At 33.9% G+C, this 21,717-nt stretch carries 17 protein-coding genes; 8 read left to right on the top strand and 9 right to left on the bottom strand.

Translation table 11 applies throughout. From position 1 onward, the window contains the following. Nucleotides 1-12: 12 nt before the first annotated feature. Both Q0838_RS08645 and Q0838_RS08650 read left to right on the top strand, forming a co-directional pair. Complete coding sequence (locus Q0838_RS08645) at nucleotides 13-756, top strand: 1-acyl-sn-glycerol-3-phosphate acyltransferase (RefSeq protein ID WP_298953586.1); 744 nt, start codon at nucleotides 13-15, stop codon at nucleotides 754-756. A gap of 75 nt (nucleotides 757-831) precedes the next feature. Continuing rightward, nucleotides 832-1,836, top strand: coding sequence for an acyl-ACP desaturase (locus Q0838_RS08650; RefSeq protein WP_298953589.1), 1,005 nt, complete (start codon nucleotides 832-834; stop codon nucleotides 1,834-1,836). Between the two features lie 9 nt (nucleotides 1,837-1,845). Here the strand turns inward: Q0838_RS08650 and recQ are convergent, their stop codons facing one another. Then, on the bottom strand, nucleotides 1,846-4,002 hold the full coding sequence (gene recQ, locus Q0838_RS08655) for a DNA helicase RecQ (protein ID WP_298953591.1): 2,157 nt from the start codon (nucleotides 4,000-4,002) through the stop codon (nucleotides 1,846-1,848). A gap of 243 nt (nucleotides 4,003-4,245) precedes the next feature. On the opposite strand from recQ, the gene Q0838_RS08660 reads away from it, so the two are divergent. Beyond that, on the top strand, nucleotides 4,246-5,112 hold the full coding sequence (locus Q0838_RS08660) for a hypothetical protein (RefSeq protein WP_298953594.1): 867 nt from the start codon (nucleotides 4,246-4,248) through the stop codon (nucleotides 5,110-5,112). Between the two features lie 86 nt (nucleotides 5,113-5,198). Here Q0838_RS08660 and Q0838_RS08665 read toward each other — a convergent pair whose 3' ends face one another. Next, the gene (locus tag Q0838_RS08665; RefSeq protein ID WP_298953596.1) at nucleotides 5,199-5,789 is read right to left on the bottom strand and encodes a carboxymuconolactone decarboxylase family protein; all 591 of its coding nucleotides are present in this window, start codon (nucleotides 5,787-5,789) and stop codon (nucleotides 5,199-5,201) included. Nucleotides 5,790-5,915: 126 nt separating this feature from the next. Between Q0838_RS08665 and recJ the strand changes: the two genes are divergently transcribed. Continuing rightward, nucleotides 5,916-7,613, top strand: coding sequence for a single-stranded-DNA-specific exonuclease RecJ (gene recJ / locus Q0838_RS08670; protein WP_298953598.1), 1,698 nt, complete (start codon nucleotides 5,916-5,918; stop codon nucleotides 7,611-7,613). A gap of 465 nt (nucleotides 7,614-8,078) precedes the next feature. On the opposite strand, the gene Q0838_RS08675 is transcribed toward recJ, so the two are convergent. From Q0838_RS08675 to Q0838_RS08685, 3 genes are all read right to left on the bottom strand, one after another. Next, nucleotides 8,079-8,465, bottom strand: coding sequence for a response regulator (locus tag Q0838_RS08675; RefSeq protein ID WP_298953601.1), 387 nt, complete (start codon nucleotides 8,463-8,465; stop codon nucleotides 8,079-8,081). A gap of 141 nt (nucleotides 8,466-8,606) precedes the next feature. Next, complete coding sequence (locus Q0838_RS08680; protein WP_298953604.1) at nucleotides 8,607-10,448, bottom strand: PAS domain S-box protein; 1,842 nt, start codon at nucleotides 10,446-10,448, stop codon at nucleotides 8,607-8,609. Nucleotides 10,449-10,546: 98 nt separating this feature from the next. Next, the gene (locus Q0838_RS08685) at nucleotides 10,547-11,305 is read right to left on the bottom strand and encodes a UDP-2,3-diacylglucosamine diphosphatase (RefSeq protein ID WP_298953607.1); all 759 of its coding nucleotides are present in this window, start codon (nucleotides 11,303-11,305) and stop codon (nucleotides 10,547-10,549) included. Nucleotides 11,306-11,442: 137 nt separating this feature from the next. Between Q0838_RS08685 and Q0838_RS08690 the strand changes: the two genes are divergently transcribed. The 4 genes from Q0838_RS08690 (at nucleotide 11,443) to Q0838_RS08705 (ending at nucleotide 16,014) form a co-directional block, all read left to right on the top strand. After that, nucleotides 11,443-12,579, top strand: a complete 1,137-nt coding sequence (locus Q0838_RS08690; RefSeq protein WP_298953612.1) for an ATP-binding protein — start codon at nucleotides 11,443-11,445, stop codon at nucleotides 12,577-12,579. Next, nucleotides 12,576-13,319 carry a metallophosphoesterase gene (locus Q0838_RS08695; RefSeq protein WP_298953615.1) on the top strand — a complete coding sequence of 248 codons (744 nt, stop codon included), beginning with the start codon at nucleotides 12,576-12,578 and terminating at the stop codon, nucleotides 13,317-13,319. The genes Q0838_RS08690 and Q0838_RS08695 overlap by 4 nt, the downstream gene beginning before the upstream one ends. 236 nt (nucleotides 13,320-13,555) lie before the next feature. Continuing rightward, the gene (locus Q0838_RS08700; RefSeq protein ID WP_298953616.1) at nucleotides 13,556-14,710 is read left to right on the top strand and encodes an SPFH domain-containing protein; all 1,155 of its coding nucleotides are present in this window, start codon (nucleotides 13,556-13,558) and stop codon (nucleotides 14,708-14,710) included. Nucleotides 14,711-14,916: 206 nt separating this feature from the next. Next, on the top strand, nucleotides 14,917-16,014 hold the full coding sequence (locus Q0838_RS08705; protein ID WP_298953618.1) for a DNA helicase PriA: 1,098 nt from the start codon (nucleotides 14,917-14,919) through the stop codon (nucleotides 16,012-16,014). A 69-nt stretch (nucleotides 16,015-16,083) separates the two neighbouring features. On the opposite strand, the gene Q0838_RS08710 is transcribed toward Q0838_RS08705, so the two are convergent. From Q0838_RS08710 to Q0838_RS08725, 4 genes are all read right to left on the bottom strand, one after another. Then, complete coding sequence (locus tag Q0838_RS08710; protein WP_298953621.1) at nucleotides 16,084-16,794, bottom strand: hypothetical protein; 711 nt, start codon at nucleotides 16,792-16,794, stop codon at nucleotides 16,084-16,086. Between the two features lie 20 nt (nucleotides 16,795-16,814). Beyond that, nucleotides 16,815-17,777, bottom strand: coding sequence for an OmpA family protein (locus tag Q0838_RS08715; RefSeq protein ID WP_298953623.1), 963 nt, complete (start codon nucleotides 17,775-17,777; stop codon nucleotides 16,815-16,817). Between the two features lie 231 nt (nucleotides 17,778-18,008). Next, a complete protein-coding gene (locus Q0838_RS08720) occupies nucleotides 18,009-20,660 on the bottom strand; it encodes a hypothetical protein (RefSeq protein ID WP_298953625.1) in 2,652 nt (883 codons plus the stop codon). A 40-nt stretch (nucleotides 20,661-20,700) separates the two neighbouring features. Further along, the gene (locus tag Q0838_RS08725; protein WP_298953627.1) at nucleotides 20,701-21,378 is read right to left on the bottom strand and encodes a GLPGLI family protein; all 678 of its coding nucleotides are present in this window, start codon (nucleotides 21,376-21,378) and stop codon (nucleotides 20,701-20,703) included. Between the last annotated feature and the right edge of the window lie 339 nt (nucleotides 21,379-21,717).

Raw genomic sequence — 21,717 nt, forward strand, 5'->3', positions numbered from 1 at the left:
TATCTTTGCAGTATGCAAAAAATCATCTCATATCCATTAACAGTAATTCACTTCATACTCTTCTTCTTTTTTCTGGTTATATTCCATCCCATACAACTTATTTGTTACAAATTAAGTGGTTATAATGCACATCGCAAGAGTGTATATATACTTAACTGGTTCTTAATGCAGTCACAGTTGCCGCTGTTCAATACTTTTACTATCAACTATAAAAGGGATCTACCTGTTGGTCCATCTTACGTGTTTGTATGTAACCACCAGAGCATGTTTGATATACCACCCTTAATTTATTATCTTAGAAATTATCATGCAAAATTTATAGCAAAAAAAGAACTGGCCAAAGGGATACCTAGCATTTCACTTAATTTAAGAATAGGAGAGAACTGCGCCATAGATCGTAAAGACCGCAAGCAGGCCATAACCGCCCTTGTTCAATTTGCAAAAAACATACATGAAAAGAAACGTAGCGTTGTAATTTTTGCAGAAGGTACTCGCAGTAGAACAGGTGTTCCTAAGCCATTCCAGACTAATGGTTTAAAGACTATTTTTAAATATGTTCCAGACGCCGTTATCGTGCCAGTTACAATTAATAACAGCTGGAAAGTAGATCGTTATGGAAAATTCCCTTATGGTATGGGGAATAAGATAGCACTAACCCTACACAACCCTATTCCTATTCAAGGAAGAGATATGGACGAGGTAATTCTAGAAACACAAGAAATTGTGCATAAAGGCGTTACTTCTACTGCGGTATAGAGTTGGATAATATTTCCGCTTTCGCGAAAGCGGAACAAATTCAAAACGACTACCTTTACATAATAAGCTATACTTATGAGCAAGCCCCTTAAAAATATACGCATCGAGGTGATGCAATCGCTAGAGAATAAAGTAGAATCCTTTATGGATGAATATTTAATTCCTGTTGATAAGATCTGGCAGCCTACAGATTTTTTACCTAATTCTCAAGAAGATACTTTTTTTGAAGAAGTGAGAGAGTTGAGAGAATTAGCCAAAGAGCTTCCTTATGATTTTTGGGTTGCCCTAGTAGGAGATACTATTACAGAAGAAGCTTTACCTACCTATGAGGCATGGCTAATGGATGTAGAAGGAATTAATCAAGTAGAAGGTAAAGGTAATATCTGGTCTAAATGGGTGCGCCAGTGGACAGGTGAAGAAAACCGACATGGAGATACATTAAATAAATATCTGTACCTATCTGGTCGTGTTAACATGCGTCAGGTAGAAATTACAACACATCATTTACTCACAGATGGTTTTGACATCGGTACAGATCGTGATCCTTATAAAAACTTTATTTACACAAGTTTTCAAGAACTAGCTACCTACATTTCACATAACCGTGTGGCAAAACTTGCTCGTGGTTATGGAAATACTGCCTTATCAAAAATGTGTCGTATCATTTCTGGAGATGAGATGCGACATCATAAAGCCTATAGCACTTTTGTAAAAGAAATCTTTAAAGTAGATGCCAGCAACATGATGGTAGCCTTTAAAGAAATGATGGTTCATAAAATAGTCATGCCAGCCATGTTTTTAAGAGAGCAAGGTCAGAGTATAGGAGCTGCATTTGAAGATTTCTCAAACAGCGCGCAACGTATAGGTGTTTACACTGCTCAAGATTATATAGATATTATGCAAAAACTCATTGATCAATGGGATATTGCAAACATGACACATCTTACCGAAGAGGCTGAGAAAGCACGAGATTATTTAATGAAACTTCCTGCACGTATGGAACGTGTTTCTCAAAGAATAAAAATCCCAACAGATTCTGCCACATTTAGTTGGGTAAATCCCGCCATTATCGGAGGATAGATGTATCTATTATAGAGATTTCTTTAATAAAGTGAGACCCAGTCGCAAAGATCCATAATCTATTTTACCGTTAAAATGTTCAAAGATGCTTTTAAGGCTCTCATTATCTTTTATTTGCTCAAAGTCTGCGGCCATTAGATTATAATCATTAGGGTCTATTAATTTCTCTAGATCTATATCGCCGTGGCTTTCATAACGCTTAGTAAGATGATTTAAGATAGTACCAGGCTGGTAATTTCTTATTTCAGCTATTTCTTGAATCGTTTTACCTTCTCTAAATAAAAGGACTGTTTCCATTACCGTATCCTTTTTAGTACCATTACTTTTCTTTTTGGCTTTTTTAGGTTTTACTATTTCATCTCTATAGACAAAGTTATTTTTACGATCATTTTTAAATTCTGATATCATTTTTAAGAACTTTGCACCATAGGTATCGTGTTTATGAGTTCCAACACCGGTAATGTCGGCAAATTCATTATCGTCCAGTGGAATTCTCGCTGCCATATCTTTTAAAGTCGCATCACTAAAAATCATATAAGGAGCTAGATTTGCAGCATTAGCCAGTTGTAATCTAGTTTTGCGCAATGCTTCATAAAGATCACGATTTACCTCTGTCGGCAACTCTTCTCTAGTTAGTTTTGCTCTACGAGAGGCTAGTTCTTCTGGTTTAGGTATCACAGCTAGAGAGACTTTACGACCGTTAAATAACACCTCTTTACCTTGAGGGGTAATTTTTAAATGATTGTTTTCATGAAAAGCTATTTCTATCAGACCCTGATTAATCATTTGTACGATGTACTGTTGCCAGTTGTTCCACGTTATATCTTTACCAGCACCATAAGTTTTCATATGCTGGAAACCACTTTCCATAATGGCTGCATTCTGTGCACCACGTAGTACGTCTATTAAAAGATTAAGGGATGCTTTTTCATTAGCGCGTATTATGGCGCTCAATGCTTTTTGCGCCGGTAGTGTTGCTTCAAAGAAATCGGGCTTGTTAAGACATACGTCACAGTTGCCACAGTCTTCATCTAGATATTCATTAAAGTAAGAGAGGAGCATTTTCCTGCGGCAGGTAAGAGCCTCGGCAAATTGCTTCATGCGTTCTAGTTTTGCAATTTGTAATTCGGCATTACCGCTTCCTTCTGCAAATTTGCGCAGCTGGATCACGTCTGCATAACTGTGAAATAATAACGCATGTGAGTTGATACCATCACGACCAGCACGACCTATTTCTTGATAATAACCTTCTATGTTTTTAGGCATGTTATAGTGCAGTACAAAACGCACATTAGATTTATCAATTCCCATCCCAAATGCTATAGTCGCACACACTATTTTAAGATCGTCCTTGATGAATTTTTCTTGTACATTTTCTCTTTCTTCATGACTCAAACCAGCATGATAAGCAGCCGCATCAAATCCATAAGCTGTTATCTTACTAGCTAGTGACTCACACGTGTTACGGCTTAGACAATAGATTATTCCAGATTGGTCTTTATTTTTCTGTAAAAAACGACGTATTTGCTGCAGTCTATTATTTCCTGGACGTACTTCTAGAGTTAAATTAGGGCGGTCAAAGGAGGAGACATATTCCTTTCCATTTTGAATCCCTAATTGTTTTTTAATGTCAGCCCTAGTGGCTCTGTCTGCCGTGGCAGTTAGTGCGATCAGGTTAGCATCTGGAAAACTGGTTTTAAAATAAGATAACTGTGTATATGCAGGTCTAAAATCATGACCCCATGTAGAAATACAGTGCGCCTCATCTACGGCAATTAAAGAAACAGGAATTCCCTGAAGGTGATTATTTAATAAACCTATACTTTCTGGAGCTACATAAATTAATTTGAGACGTCCAGAACGCAATTCTTCCAGCATTTCTTGTTGCTGCGTTGCATCTTGAGAGCTGTTAAAGTAAGATGCTGCAATACCGTTTGCTCGCAACGCATCTACTTGATCCTTCATTAATGCTATAAGTGGGGACACTACTAGGGTAATGCCATCTAGTAGTAAAGAAGGTAATTGAAAACACATGGATTTACCTCCACCAGTAGGCATGACGACCATAAGGTCTTTTCCAGCAATAACGCTGTCTATAATTTCTTCTTGTAACGGGCGGAAACTGTCGTAACCAAAATACTTTTTGAGTAGTTCTAGTTTTTTCATAATATTGATTTGAATGGCGTGTAACGTCTTAAAAGACAAGTTTCAAAGGTAGGGTTTCAGTGTGTTTTTATAAAGCTTTGTTTATAACTTGATGTGGTCATTTCTTGATTTATCTAGTGCGATAGATACTTTTCTATCTAGTTAATTTGTATTTTTCCGCTTTCGCGAAAGCGAGATTTCCAACAACATATGCACTTGTATTATTGTTATTTAGAAATCTTATAATTCAGTTGAAACGAGTATATGAAGTATCTTTTTACATTTTTATTTTTTATCATAACATTTTTTGCGGTTGCTCAAAATCAAGATTTGAATGATTATAAATACATTGTCGTAGAAAATCAATACGATTTTCAGAGTGAGGCAAATGAATACCGACTAAATGAGTTGATTGTTTTTGAGTTTAAAAAACGCAATTTTAATGCTTTTAGAAATACAGAAATTCTACCAGAAGATAGGAATAGAGGTGTGTGTAATGCACTTCAATTAAAAATAGATGAAAGTGGAAGTTTTACCAGGAGTTTGATTTTCAAACTGGTGAACTGTGCTGGTGAAACTGTTTTTACTAGTAAAAAAGGTGTAGGAAGAACTAAGTCTAATGACAAAGCCTATTATGAAGCAGTAAGAGATGCGATGACTTCTTTTGATGCTGTTGATTATAGATATGTAAAGCCTAATGATATAAAAATACTTCCAAATAGTGAAGTAGCAGCAATCGGAATAGCTAGTGTGCAAACTATGTCTAGTCAACCAGGTAATGTCGTAAAAGAAACAGAAGAGGTTAAAAAGCCAACTCAAAACTCCTTAATTACAAAGATAGCACCGGATGAATCTCCGAAGTTTGAAAAGAATGTGATAGATGATGCTGCGCCGTCTAGTGAATATGAGTTCACGTCAAAGGAAGGATTTGCATTAATGAAAAGCGCCAAAGGCTTTTTAATCTTTGATAATAATCTACCTATAGGTGTAGTGCTTAAGAAAAGTAATAATGCTTATCTAGTACATACGTCTGTGTTTGCAGGTGTAGGATACAGGAATGGCGATAAATTTATTATTGAGTACATAAATAATAAGGAAGAACAGATTATTGAATTTGTAAATGTTCCATAATAAATAGGTTCATTTATAAAACAGGGTGCTGGTTTATATCAGCACCCTGTTTTCTTTTAAGAAGGTTTGTGAAATTTTAAAGCAGTTTAAACATGCTTACCTACTTCAAAGCCATGCTTTCCTAAATATTGATTACCGCTATCGATAGCATCACCTTCTAAGGTAGTTCCCATAGAATCGTTCCATCTGTTTAAGTAGCCGAATAGTGAGATTACACCTAGCATTTCTACAATCTCTCCATCATCCCAGTGCTCGTGTAGTCTGTCATTTATGTCTTGATTAACGGCATTAGGCACCTGACTCGCTGCTAGTGAAAAGTCTAATGCTGCACGCTCTGCTTCACTGAAGGCAGAGTGTGTGCGGTACTCCCATATGTTATCCAGTTGTTCTTGTTCTGCTCCATAACGCTCTGCAGCTCTTATAGCATGTGCCTGGCAGTACCTGCAGCCTGTTGCGTTACTGGATACCCAAGCAATCATTCTTTTTAAAGCACTGGTTACACGACCTTCGTTTGCCATAACGGCTTTATTCAGGTTGATAAATGCCTTAGATATGGCTGGACGTCGTTGCATAGTAAGGACAGAATTAGGGCAAAAACCTAATGTTTCATTAAAGAAATCTGCTAGTTGAGCAGTTTCTGGATCATGACGGGCGTCTAATGGGGTTACTAATGGCATGTATGTTTTATTTATATTTTCTTGTCTCGTAATTTACGTTTTAAAAATAAAGGAAACATCACAAAATTGAAAATTGCAATTAAAATTAAAGAGCTTAGACTCTTTTTTAGATCTTATCTTTACCAAATGCGTTGGACTTTAAAACCGGTACCAGATTCTCAAAAACAGCAGCAGCTAGCTCAAGAGTTAGGAGTAGATCCTTTTCTAGCTGGTTTGTTAGTACAGCGTGGTGTGGACGCTTTTGCAAAAGCGAAATCCTTCTTTAGACCTGATCTAGAAGAATTGCATGATCCTTTTTTAATGAAGGATATGGAGCTGGCAGTTAAACGTATTCAAAAAGCAGTCGGTAATAACGAGAATATTCTAGTTTATGGAGATTATGATGTAGATGGAACTACTAGTGTTGCATTGATGTCTACGTTTTTAGAAAGTTTTTATGAACGTGTTTCTACTTATATACCAGACCGTTATGATGAGGGTTATGGGGTGAGTTATAAAGGAATCGATTTTGCGGGCGATAATGATTTTTCTTTAATTATTGCACTAGATTGTGGTGTGAAGGCTGTAGATAAAGTTGCTTATGCAAAGGAAAAGGGGATAGATTTTATAATTTGTGATCATCATAGACCTGGTAGAGTATTGCCAGATGCTATTGCGGTCTTAGATCCTAAACGAGTAGATTGTACTTATCCTTATGATGAGTTGTGCGGTTGTGGTGTAGGATTTAAATTATGCCAGGCTCTTACTGTTACAAATGGTTGGGATTTTGATATTTTGATTCCTTACCTAGATCTTGTTGCCACGGCAATAGGTGCAGATATAGTGCCGATGACTGGAGAGAATAGAATACTTGCCTATCATGGTCTTAATGTGATAAACACTAGCCCGCGAGCCGGTTTTAAGGCTATTATTGAAAATTTAAATAAAACGGTCCTTAATATTACTGACGTTGTTTTTACCATTGCGCCACGTATCAATGCTGCTGGTAGAATGGAGCATGGGCTGCATGCAGTGGAATTGCTCAAAGAGATAGATCTAGATAAGGCCAAAGAATGTGCCGCTGCTATAGAAAATTATAATTCTGATAGGAGAGAGCTAGATCGATCTATTACAAAAGAAGCGTTAGATCAAATTATAATTAATAAGGAAGAAGAGAATTTTACAAGTGTAGTTTATCATGACAGCTGGCATAAAGGTGTTATCGGGATAGTAGCTTCTCGTTTAACTGAGACCTATTATAGACCTACCTTAGTGTTTTGTAAATCTGGTGATAGACTTGCCGCTAGTGCACGTAGTGTGAGAGGTTATGATGTATATAATGCATTAGAACAATGTACTGAATTTATAGAACAATTCGGTGGGCATATGTATGCAGCTGGACTTACCTTGTTGCCAGAAAATTATGAGAAGTTTAAAGTAAGATTTGAAGAGGTGGTTTGTGCTACCATAGAAAATAAACATCTGACTCCAGAAATAAACATAGATTCTAAGTTGCCTTTAAGCGCAATTACACCTAAATTTTATCGCATATTACTGCAAATGGCGCCATTCGGTCCAGGGAATATGACACCTGTGTTTATGACAGAAAATGTGGTAGATACTGGGTACGGTAAACGTGTGGGGAAGGACGAAGGCCACCTTAAAATTAAAGTGGCCTCAAAAAAAGGGGAGAAGAATGGCTTTAATGCCATAGGTTTTAATATGGGTGATACATACGATCTAATTACCGATGGTAAAAAATTCCACATTGCTTATTCTATTGATGAAAATGAATGGCAAGGAAATGTTTCTTTGCAATTGAGGTTGAGAGACATTACTTCTTAAAACACAGATGGTAAGAATTCTACTTTACCGATGGGTGTAACCGGTCTGTACTTGTTATAAAACTTTCTCATGCTGTTATCTATCATATTCCTAGATAATGAGATAGAGTTAGTTATATCTTTTTTACACTTGTAATGTTGCTTTTACTCAGTTTTGCAGCCCTGCGCAATGTTTTTTTATTGTTTATAAAAACACATTGGTTGCAGAGTGATGGTGTTTAACTTTTTATGTTTATCTCTAATAGATAATTAGAGACGCTCTTTGCTGTCTGTTTTTGATTTCTGGTACAAAGGAGAACAAAGTGAAAAATAATGTTTTATATACGTTTTTAAATTTGAATTTTTCCTAAGTATCTCGTTTTGAGATGAAACTGTTAATTATCCTAAATGTAGTTAGGTTAATTAGGTTGCTACCTTAAATATCGTATTTTATAATTGTAACTTTACTGTATGTGTTACATTTTTTTTAATTGTTTATGATATTTTTTAGATCGTCTAATCTTAAAGGTTTTTTATTTATGGAAAGTAACGGTTCTGTTTCTTTAAATTCTTTAAAATCCTTGTTAGAATAAAGCTCGCTTGTCATATGAAATTTAATGTTGAGATCTTTCTTTTTTTCTGACATGTCGGTAATAAGATCCCATCCATTCACTGAATTAGTCTTGTTCTCTGTGATGACTACAATAGATTCTTTGTAGTCTGTACTGTTTAATTTATCTAAATTATGAAGAGCTTCTTTATTATCAGAGAACACCTCTATATTATTTGCTAGATCGTTTACTTCTAGCATGGTTTTTATTACGTATGAATCTATAGGATTATCATCAATGATCCAGATTTTAGATGTGTTCATAAAACTTATATTTTGAGATATAAATTTCACACTTTTAAACCAGGTTTTGAGAATGTAAGTTGATCTTAATTTTTAATCGTTTAAACGCTTTAAAATCAGCTAAAAAGCGCATTTTAAAAGACGTTTGATACCTTAGTAGAGTTATAATTCTATAGTGAACTTTGTTCCTATACCTACTTTACTTTGTACAGATATATTTCCACCCATGGCTTCTACTTGATTTTTAGTCATGAATAAACCTAGACCGTTAGAGTCTTTATGGTCATGAAATGTCTTGTACATTCCAAATATTTTATTCTTATTTCTATCCAGGTCTATTCCTATCCCATTGTCAGATACTGTTATGTTACAAGAATCGTTATTAACCCTGGCACAAATAACTATTTTCAAGTGGACGTCAGGATTTCTATATCGTATACTGTTAGTGATTAAATTGAGCAAGATACTTTCTAAATAAACAGGGAAAGCCAGAATCTCTGTGCCGTTTTCTATGTCTATTTCTATATCGTATTCATTTTTCATTATTTCTAATGAAACACTTTCTAACGTTTGTAGAACGAAGTCTTTTAAAGCAATATTTTTTAATTTGATCTTATTAGAGTGTATAGAAACTACCTGATTAAGATCTTCTATGGTTTGATTTAAATTATTGCTAGATGTATTTAACATGGATATGATTTTAGAACGAGTTTCTATCTCTTCACTTTCTTTATAAAAATCAATAAGTCCTTTAAAATTACTAGAGTGCGATCTTAAATTATGAGAAACTATATAGGCAAAGTTGAGGAGTCTTTCATTTTTACTCATTATTTCTTTAAGAAATACTTTCTTTTCCTTTTCTACCATGCGCTCATTAGTTATATCTAAAATTTGAATAACTAGGTTTTCTGGGTCGCCATGTTCATCATGTAATACATTGCATATAGTTTGAGTATAAACTATGGATCCATCAGACGCTCTCAAGGTTATAGCTTGTCTAATATGGTCTGTTTTTTTATTTAAAACCTTTTCTAAGTGATGAAACCATTCTGTAAAATCACTTTTGTCGATTAGTTGATCAAAAGAAGTTTTTAATAGATCCTTGTTTTTTAGTTTAGTTATTCTTTCTAGTGTGGGGTTTACATTAAGGAATTCAAGGGTAGCAGTGTCTAGTATGGCTACACCTAAGTTTGAATTAAAGAATAATTTTTGAAATTTTTGTGATGTAACTTTAATCTCGTGCTCTTTCTTTTTGCGGTCACTTATGTTTTCAAATGTTCCGTATTGTGTTATACATAAACCATTTTTAAACTCACTTTGACCTGTTGCTCTTACCCATATGCAGTTACCTTTTGCGGTAACTAACTCTAATTCTAGATCGTATGGTTCATTTCTCATAATAGAGTTAAGAAAAGCTTCTGATATTTTATTGCGAGATTCACCGTTTTTATAAAAATTTATTGCTTGCGTAGCGTCTGGCACAAAATCATTAGACACTTCATGAAGTTTTTTTGTAGCATCTGACCAGTATAACTCTTTAGTCACATTATTATATTGCCATGTACCTACGTTTGCGTGCGAGCATAGATCTAGTAAAATTTTGAAATCTAATTGATCACGTTTTTTAATAAGAATTTGAGAGGTAATGTCTTCTGTAACCATTACTATACCAGCTATTTTTCCATTATGGTCATACCAGGGTTTAATACTCCATTTTAACCACTGTTCACTGCCATCTTCACGTATAAAAAGCTCCTCATCTCGAGATTCTTCAGCACCATTTAAAACTCTTTGATGTTTATCTTTACATTGATCACTTATTTCAGGAAATATATCATAATGATTAAAGCCTCTTAAATCAGACTTTTCTAGTTTATAATCAGTGCACCATTTTGCAGAGTGTGCAACATATCTCAATTGATTATCTAAAAAAGCTACCGCAATAGGAGCCTGAACAATAATATTAATTTGATCGTGTATCTCGTGATTTTCTTGATCCTCCATTGATCTAATTTAAAAAAGAAAACTAGATAATCTGTGAGTCTCTAAAACAAATGTTAATTTTTTATAAGTTAAAATCGATTAACAGCATATTTGATTGGTTAAGAGCGTATTTTTTCTAATTTAAATTGCTCTCCATCGAACACTCCATAGGTATAATGATTTATCCAGTCTCCTATGTTAATGTAAGTAGAATTTTCTCCTACCTTTATTTCCATAGGTAAATGTCTATGACCAAAAATGAAGTAATCAAAATGTTCTGTTTCTAATTTACGCTTAGCATAGAGTGCCAGCCATTCTTTATCCTCACCTAGAAAAACAGCATCTTCATCTCCAGATATAAGTTTATTTTTAACAGATAAATATCTTGCTATCCCTACACCTATGTCGGGATGCACCCACTTAAAACACCACTGAAAGAATTTACTAGTAAATATCTTTTTCATATGTTTATAACCTTTATCACCAGGTCCTAGACCATCTCCATGGCCTATGAGTAATTTTTTACCATTAAATTCAAAAGCCTGAGGTCTGTGATAAACAGGAATTCCTAATTCCTCTTCAAAATAGCCGAACATCCACAAATCATGATTCCCTACAAAAAAGTAAATAGGGATACCGCTATCTGCAATTTCAGCAAGTTTACCTAATACCCTAACTTGATTTTTAGGAACTACATGTTTATACTCAAACCAGAAATCAAATAAATCTCCCAATAAGAATATAGCAGCAGCATCTTCTTTGATATGATCTAGCCAGGTTAGAAATTTCTGTTCACGTGGTTTACTTTTTTCTTGAGTAGGCGCTCCTAAATGGTTGTCGCTAGAGAAATATATTTTTTTTCCTTCGGGAATTTGCATAGCCACAAAGATAATACACTTACCGCTATCTGAATTATCGAATGGGGTAATGTCCGTGTATTATAGGATTGTATATTTATCTTAATTTTCACATTACTTTAATCTGTATAACTCATAAAGAGAGTATCTTAGACTCTATGATTAATAAACGGCTTCTAGTTAAGAACTTACTCGCTCATAATGATGAGAATAGTTTCTATGATAAAAAGTTAAAAATAGATCTGAGTAGTAAAGAAGGAAAAGCAAAGTTTTTAAAACACATCTGTGCACTAGCAAATTCTAATCCTGACAATAATAGTTACATAGTAATAGGTATCGATGATGAGACTAACGCCATAGTAGGTGTAGACTTCTTTGATGATTCAAAATTACAAAATTTGATCAATGCCTACTTTACAAATGCTCCTATTATACAGTATGAAAACATCCCTTTTCCTCACTTGCCGTTGGGTAAGGTCGTCGGATTAGTAACTATAAGAGCACAAGTAGGACTCACATCACTACGCAAAAACATCTGGAAATACTACGGTGGTAGTGTATTCTTCAGAGATGGAAGTATTTCAATGCCTAAAACTTTTGATCTTGAAATCAAAGATGTCAATTCAGAGATAGTAAAGAAATTAGAAAAACAAGCTAGCAATAATATAGAACATACTTTAGATAGTGTTGTAGAATTTTTAAATCGTAAAAATGAAGATCTAGAAACCCATTATAAGGTTTTTAAAGAGCAATTTGTTATTTGCTGGTCAGGAAAAGTAAAGGTGAATAAAGGACAGCGATATTATAATCGTGTAGACATCGAGATGGTAAATGAACAGGTTAAAATTTTTTACAGCACGTTAGATGAGGTTCAAATCACCTATGATGAGGACAGTTTCAGCATTTTAGAGTTTGTTCAATTAGGTATAGGAGACCGACAGCGTTATCACCCACTAGAGAGACAGACGTTACGGTTTTTCCATAATGGAACTTATTTGCTAGAAAATAAGATCTTATTTAATCCTCCTTATTACCACCGTCGTACTTTGCATCATATTTATAACACAAACCTAGCTCTTTTACATAAAATCTCGCACGACATACCCTTAAAAAATGAAGAGCTAATAGACCTTAGACAGTTGCCAGAGACTATGTTAATATGCCAGTTTAACAACGTAGGAGAGCCTATAGAAAAGATGAAATCTCATAAGAGTTTTCTTAAAAACTATCCAGATACCTATAAATCATATAAAGAAGCATTACGCGTTTTGCGCAAAGTAAAATATAATTCATGAGAACTATTGCAATAGGAGATATTCACGGCGGTTATAAAGCCTTAATTCAGCTTATAGAAAGGATAGATTTAAAAGATGACGACCAGTTAATCTTTCTAGGGGATTATGTAGACGGCTGGTCAGAGAGTTTTGAGGTAATAGATTTTTTGATCTCGCTTTCGCGAAAGCGGAAACAAAACAATCAAGTGGTACCTATTTATTTAAGAGGTAATCATGATGAATTAATTGTAGATAATTTACAAGCAACAACACCTAATGAAATGTGGCTGTTTCACGGCGGGCAAAGCACGGTAGATAGCTATAAGAATAGAAGTAAAGCCGAATTAGAATTGCATTTTAATTTTTTAAGATTTGAACTTCATAATTTTTATGAGCTAGACGGTAATGGCTTTTTTCATGCTGGATTCCATAATTTAAAAGGACCGCATTACGAGTATTATAAAAATATAACTTACTGGGACCGTACGTTATGGGAGCTAGCTCTTGCGGTAGATCCACATTTAGATAAAGAAAACGATCGGTATCCAGGTAGACTAAAAATCTATAATGAAGTATACATAGGACACACTCCTACAGATCGCTTAGGCTCGCATAAACCTATTAACGCAGCCTGCGTGTGGAATATCGATACTGCAGCAGCTTATAAAGGTCCATTAACCGCAATATGTGTAGAGACTAAAGAGGTGTGGCAAAGTGAGCCAGTACATACGTTTTATCTAGATGAGAAAGGAAGGAATTAACAGCCACCGTTCTCATTAAATGGGATGTAATGAGAATGCTATTCATATTAAAAAGAATCATCCCTTAATGAACAGGTAATTTATTGCGACCGATCTAGTAATTTAGGAATGTTAAATTGTAACATAATGATCCTACATTATACCTATTATATGTGATGGTATTTATTCTGCTTGCGCAAAAGCGAAGTTTTAATAAAAATCTGTAACTTAGAAATCTAAATTAAAAATAAATCAGCATGAGCATATTTGATAAGATTAAAGAGAAATTAAGTCACGAGTTTATTGACATAGTAGAGTGGCTAGATTATACAAATGACACGATCGCACATAGATTTGAGCGTTATCAAAATGAGATTAAAAACGGTGCTAAATTAATAGTGCGTGAAGGACAAATGGCTGTTTTCATTAATGAAGGTCAACTAGCAGATGTTTTTAAACCTGGTACTTATGATCTTACCACCCAAAACCTTCCTATTTTAAGTACACTCAAAGGCTGGAAATATGGTTTTAACTCGCCATTTAAAGCTGAGGTTTATTTTGTAAACACTACTTTATTTACAGATGAAAAATGGGGTACTAAAAACCCAATTACTTTAAGTGATAATCGTTTTGGTCTTGTAGAGATTAGAGCATTTGGTACTTATGCGTTTAAAATAGCAGACGCTGGTAAATTTATTATAGATATAGTAGGGACAGATAATAATTTTACCAACTTTGAGATCAATGAGCATCTTAAAAGTCTTATTGCAACTAGATTCACTGATACCGTAGGAGAGGCAAATCTACCTATAGAATTATATGCTGCAAATACTACAGAACTTTCTGAAACCTGTCAGGAAGTAATGAAAACAGAATTCTTGAGTGTAGGTATATCATTAGAAAAATTCTACATCGAGAATGTTTCTATGCCAGAAGAACTCAAGAAAGAGATCTTTGAATACAGCCGTCTAGATAAAATAGATCTGGATAAGCTTACTAAATTTAAGACTGCCAAAGCTATAGAAGCAGCAGCAAATAATGATGGAGGTACTGCTGGTGCAGGTATGGGAATGGGAATGGGCTTTGTCATGGCCCAACAAATGGGTGGTATGATGTCGCCTCAAATGGGTGGACAGCAGCAAATGCCGCAACAACAGCAACAGTATCAGCAGCCCCAGGCCGCGGCAATCCCACCACCTATGCCACAAGCTGTAAGTTATTTTTATGCGGTAAATGGAGCACAAGCTGGACCTGTTTCTTTTGATCAATTAAGATCTCTTTTTGCTAGTCGCAGTATTAATAAAGACACGTTAGTCTGGAAAGCAGGTATGGATGGCTGGAAAGCATTAAGTACTGTAGAGGAGTTAAAAGGATTCTTAGGCGGCAACACGCCACCGCCATTACCTATGTAAAAATATAATTTTCCAACTTTTAAAGCCTTTTGCTTAATTTATAACTCTAGGTCGTTATTAACTGTCATTCTACCGTATGATAGAATAGGGCATTGCTTTTCCAGATTATAATTTCTAGATTTATCCTTAAATTTTGTTTTATGTAGCAATACTTAAATCCTTATTTTTAATACGATATAAATATAACTTTTTGAACCTTTTCTATCTTGAGTGACTCATCTTCTATAAACTCTGAGCGTAAAAAATCCTGTATCAATTGTGGTGCAGAGCTTACTTACGAGCCAGGAACAGATCTAATAACCTGTGATTATTGTGGTCATAAAGAAGTTATCGAGCAATCTGACCAGCCTTTTAAAGAACTGGAGCTTAATAAATACATGGATCAAATGGGTGCCCAGTCGCACTCTATGGAAATTACCATGTTGCACTGTGATAATTGTGGGGCAAACCAGCACATAGAAGAGAGTTATAAATCGCTACATTGTGTGTACTGTACAATGCCGCTTATTATTGAAGACGCATATAAAGACGACTGGATTCTTCCTGGAGCGGTGGTTCCGTTTGAATTTAAGCCAGATAGAGCTTATCATATTTTCAAAAAATGGGTCGCTGGTTTATGGTGGGCACCTAATAATTTACAAAAAGCGAGTCTAAGTCCCGAGAATACAAAAGGACTGTACGTTCCCTACTGGACTTTTGATGCACAATTAGACGCTCAATATGAAGGAGAGCGAGGCGAGTATTATTATGTTACAGTAACACGTGGTTCAGGAAAAAATAAACGCACCACACAAGAACGCCGCACGAGATGGTATGACGCATCTGGTGATATCTCTGGTTTTATAGATGACACTTTAGTTAAAGCCTCTCAACAAAAAGGAGGACAAATACCATCTAAAATAGCATCTTGGAATTTAAAACATCTCAAAACATTTGATACTAGATTTCTAGCGGGCTATGTGACAGAGAAATACACCATACCGCTTAAAGATGGACATCTAGATGCCAAAGAAAAAGCAAGAGATATTGCCGCAAACTGGGTGCGACGTGATATAGGTGGCGATACCCAGCGCATTCATAGATTAGAAATGGAATTAAGTGACCAGACTTTTAAGCATATTCTATTACCAGTTTACATAAGCTCTTATAAATTTAATGGCAAGCGCTATAACTTTTATGTAAATGGACAGACTGGTGTTATTCATGGTAGTAGACCTTATTCTTTTTGGAAGATATTTCTAGCTATTCTAGCTGCATTGATTGTTATAGGTGCGATAGTTTACTTTATAAATACCCAACAGTAATAATTTAATGTAATAATCAAAAATGCCCGATAAAATATCGGGCATCTTCTAGTAACATAAATTATGGTTTTATTCCTTACCGCCTTTATGTTCATCTTGCCATTTTGATAGTTGAGACCATTCACCTTTAAAAGCCATAGCAGCCTGTTTAGGCCAGCTACCAGGTTGGTGTACTTGAAATCTAGAACCACCGTTGTTGAGAATTTCTTTTAACTTAACAGGGTCTGTTTGTGATAATTTATACCACGTTCTAATACCTGCTGCATGAAATAATTCAGAAATTTTAGGACCTATACCTTCCACTATGGTAAGGTCATCTGGTTTTATTCTTTTACCCATTGCGGCCTTTGCAGCATCGGCATCATATTTTAAATTGCTGTCTTCATTTGCACTATCGATAACATTATTAGTAACTGCTCCTGCTACAAATCCGCTAGCTAGATTTGCTGTATTTGTTGCATCTACTGCAGGTGCTTGATCTAATTTTAATTGAAGCGATCTTGCATCTGCCTCTGCTTTTGATGCTTTTATTTTTAAATCATCTGAATTTTTGGTTAATTGAGACACCTTATTTTTTAGACTAGAAGAGTTAATCTCACAACTTTTTAATTGATCTTTTAATTGGTCTATTTCAGACTGTAATGTTTTGTTCTTATCTATCCAGTCGTCACAATCATTAGTAATTACAGAATTAGATTTACCCCAGTAATAACCTATTATTCCCGATATAATCCCTGTTAATAATGGTAATAACCAGCACCATATATTTGATAAATTCATATTTTATTTTTTAGTTGGTTTTATTTAATTGTTATTTCTACACGTCTGTTTTCTGCTCTTCCTTCTGCTGTTTTATTATTTGCAATAGGAGCGTCTGGGCCTTTACCTCCAGTTTCTATTTTTGATTTAGATAATCCATTTTCTATAAGGTATTTTTCAACCTCTATCGCGCGTTTTTTACTCAATGCGATATTAGAGTTTCTGTTACCTACATTGTCAGAGTGTCCTATTACTAGAATTCTATCTTCTGGTCTTTTATTTGTGTAATAATTGATCTCAGATACTTTCTTACGTTGTGTCGCAGTTAATTTTACGGTATTACTTCCTGTCTGAAAGTGTAGGATTAAAGGGTTTGCTTTAATTTGAACCTTTAACTCATCTAGTTTTTGATTTTCAATTAGTGCAGCATCTCCCTTTGCTATTAATGCCGTCGTATAGGTAATGGGTCCTTTAAAAATACTATCACTCGCTGTCATTTCATCATTTAAGCTGCCATAGATATCCATTCTAGAGTTGTCATACCCTAAACTAGTTAGGTAGTTTTTAACATCGTTTGCTCTTGCCTCACCTAGGTTAGTAAACGCACTTGAGTTAGTTTCTGTACTCGTGTATAGACCGGTAATATTTAATTTAGTATCAGGGTTGTCTTCTAAATAGTTCTTTATGTTTTTAAAGCTATTTGTCGCGTTATCTGATACGGGAATGATGTGGTGATAATCATTGCTGTTAAAATCTAGGTTGTCATTAGATCTTTCAATTAACTCTTGGTTGTTATTAAATAGCTCTATGCCGTTAAAACGCTCTTTTTGGGGTGCAGTTTTAATTTGAGAAGTGGTGTCACTGTCTACAGTAATCGCTGAGTCTGTTTTCTCCTGGTCATTACAATTACCGCTATAACATGTACCACAACACAACCATATGGTGAGCAGTATTCCTATGATAATAGTTATAATAATTCCTACCGGATATTTTAGTTTTTTCATTATTTAATTCATCTATAGTTAGTATTAAAATTAAATTAAATTCTTGCTAAAACTATTGATCCGTTCTAATAGGGAGTTTAAAACCGCTAAAAAGCATTAATTAGTCGATAAAAGACATTTTTAATTACGCTTCCGCGAAAGCGTAAACATTAAGAGCAGCTAAGAATGAATATTTTAATAATAATTGAACGATTTTTGTAGACCATCTTTTGCTAGTTTTGTAAACAATTGCTAAAGTTTATAGCTCACAGAAAATAAAGCATATCTGGGAAAAACGGCATTACTTATTTCAGATATGAAGGTAGTGTTAAATGAAGTGTTTATGAATTCCTCATTGTTAGTCAGATTGTATACTTTCAATTTAAAAGCCCAAAGACTATCTTCTTTTTGATATATGATTTGAGAAGATAAATTATCAAAAAATGATGAAGTACGATTATCGTTGTTATTGCTTCTAAAAGTAGTGAAATCGTAAGTTAAATTCAATTTCCAATCTTCATAATCATAGGTCAAAGTAGTGTTGATAGAGAAGTTTTGTTGCGTATTCTCAAAATCATCGATCTTATTATTAAAAATTAAATATCTTATTTCTGTATCAATATTCGGTCTATCTTTAAATGAAGTGCTTGCCGTTAATGCATTATCTAAAGTATTACTAGTAGTAGGTAATAGGGTAGAGTCTATTATGGTAGTAAGATTTGATTTTCTATAGGACGAATTAAATCTGATCAACCAATATGGATTAATATAACTCAATCTAAGATTTGCGGTATAAAATGAATTAGAACGATCGATTTGAACTGGAGTACTTGTTCTGTAAATCTCGTCTACTTCAAAGCGATTGATAATTATAGGTTCAACATTTTTATAGCTTAGAGTGGTGCGTAAAGTAAATCCATAGGTTTGCCCATAAGAGTAATTTAACACTGCCTTATTACTTTCTTGAATATCTAGAAATTGATTACCTTGAAAAATACTGCTAAATCCATTGAGTTGAAAACCTGATGTGTATTTTTGAAAATTCACATAATCTGCATTTTCAGTATATTGAAAAGAGATTTCATTTTTTTTATTCAGTTGCCATTCTGCATTTACTGAAGGTAAAATTTTATTATTAACAAGGTTAGAAGCATTACTTATATTATCGATCGATAGAGTATTGTGTAAGAAGTGAAGGCTAGACTCTACAATTATATTTTTAAATAAGCGTTTATAGGTAAATCCAGATTGTGATTTAAAATTTAGAAAGCTAACGTCATTATTAAACCCATCAAATAGAAGACGTTCATTACTTTCAATATTTTGAAACGCTTGTGAATCAAAATTTTGATCGGTAAAGTAATTTGAAGACTCTAGATATAGGTGGTTTTTACGATTTAATACCCAATAATGAGTAAAATCGGCGCCTATTTTATGACTTTTAGTATCATTACTTTGAAGAACTGAATATTCTTGTTGGTTTACTACTGGAATGAAATCTGCAAACACATTAGTTTCACTTAGTGTAGAATTAATCTCCTCTTCTTGATCTAGCTTCCATTTTACAGTGATTTTTGTAGTATGATGTTTATTAAATTTCTTATTAAAATTACTTTCAAGTAAAAGAGAAGTATTGTAACCAGTGACCGACTCTTTAAAAGGGTTGCCGTTATTTAAAAATGTAGAAGTTGTCTGACTATCATAGTCAAAAATGGTCTTCTCGTATTTTAGTTTATTGCGTAGTTCTGTATTAGGATTTATTTTAAGATTATACTCAAATAATCCAAATAAATTTTTTAATTCATTTTCTGTATTAGTTAATCTGCTGTCTGTTGTGTTCTCATTTAAAAATCTCAAAACATTTGCGTCTTGCTGTTCTGTTTGATCTTGTAAGCCAATAAGTGATATTCTAAATTCAGATTTTTTATTTGGATTGTATTGTGAATTAAAACCTGAGAACAAATGGCGATTTGCTTTAAATTCTTGCTCTATTAAAGATTGAGAAATGCCTGAAGTTAATACATCTTTTATACCATCAAGGTCAGATGCTCCAGTAAACCTGAGGTAATCTTTTAAGGTGAAAGATTTTTCTATTGTATTATTGAGATCGCCTATGTAATTAATGGTGAGTTTATCAGAATATTTAAAAAGAGTGGGATTCAATACATATTGATCTTCTATTCCTGCACCTACTTCTATTTCTCCAAAGTAGAATTTCTTTTTATCTTCTTTAAGCTTAATGTTAAGTGCGATTTGCTCTGACTTCTCTAGTCCTTTAAAGAATGAAGTTTCATGATAATCTTTAATTACCTCAATTTCTTTTGCCACATTTGCTGGGATATTATTAACCCCTAGCTTTGTATCACCGAAGAAGAATTTTTTACCATCTATTAATAATTGAGTGACTTTCTCACCTTTATGCTCTACGTTTCCTTCACGATCTACCGTGATACCTGGTAGTTTTTTAAGTAGTTCTCTTAGTTTGTTTTCTTTTCCATTACTAAAAGCTGACGCATCATAAGTAGTCGTGTCTTTTTTTACGGTAATAGGGACTCTACCTTTTATTATTATTTCTTGTAGCTCATCAATACTGGTGTCTAAGATGGCCGTATAGTTTAATAAGTCTGTTTTTAATAGTAGTGAATCTTTAAACCTTATGTATTTGATATGTGTAATACTTAATAGGTAATTAACATTATTTTCTAGAGTTAGGGAGAATAATCCACGATCATTACTTGTTGTAAATGCAGGTGGTGATAAATCATCTTGTGGATAAGCAATAATGTTTGCGTCACTTACAACGGTATTATCTACACCTAATACGGTACCTTTTAATTGTACTTGAGCAGCAGCACTAATACAAAAAAGCAATAAAAAAGATAGTATGGAAAATTTACTTAGCATTACTATGATTGATATTTAAAAAGTGAATAAGAAAGCATTGTTATTCCTTTTCTTCAGTAACCCTTCTGGCAGCTCTCATTTTCTTAACATGTTCATCTACAGTTATCATAGGAGCATCACCTATAGATGGCACCTCTATATTTTTAGGATTCAAAATAATTTTTTCAACCTTAAATGTAGCGTTTTTATATTCTAATTGTAATATTAATCCTGGTAATCCGCCAAAGCCTATAGGACCATAACCTGCTGGAATTTCTGGAGTGTACCATGCATTATAAAGTAATGTTTTACCAGAAAGTTTATTATAAAATTCAAACACAGCCTTGTAACACTTGTAGTTATCTATCATAGCCGTTTCATTGGTAAATTTCCAAGCATTCATTCTTGCCGAATAATCAACTTTGAACATACTATCCTTAACTTTTCTTATTGTATTGGCTTGTTTTTTAGTTTGTTGAATACCGCTTTTAATACTGAGTAAAGATTTTGCTATTTTACTAGATAATTCATCTTTTATAATATACGGTTGCATTTCAAAGTAGGAGGAGTCTGCATCATAACGAAGAGTGAATTCCATAAGTTCAAATTCTGTTCGTAATTTATGAATAAACTCATGATCAGTATCATTAATCAATTGCACGCTATAAGTGATTTTTCCCGTTTGAGAAAATGCTGTGAAAGTCGTAAATAGGAGGAGAAATAATATTTTGAATTTCATATATAAAATTTTATAGCCCAAATTAATTTTAATAATTTGGGCTAAATAAATGATGTTTATTTTTAATTAAAGATTTATAATCATTTATTTCATACATAAACTATAAGCATCATTTTAAACGTCTTCATAGTCGGCTGGAGATAATGATAAACTCATACTATCAGCCAATCCTACGGAGTAACAAGCTGGTATATTACAATTATACTCTTTATCATTTTCTGATTTTGCAAAACTCATTAAAGATTCACTAAAAGCAAATCCCATTGCAAGCACAATTGATTTTTTAAACTTAATAAATATTTTTTGATTTATCCAAATGTAGGAAGCATATCGGTTTAT

This window comes from uncultured Nonlabens sp. (assembly GCF_947495285.1).
GTDB lineage: Bacteria > Bacteroidota > Bacteroidia > Flavobacteriales > Flavobacteriaceae > Nonlabens.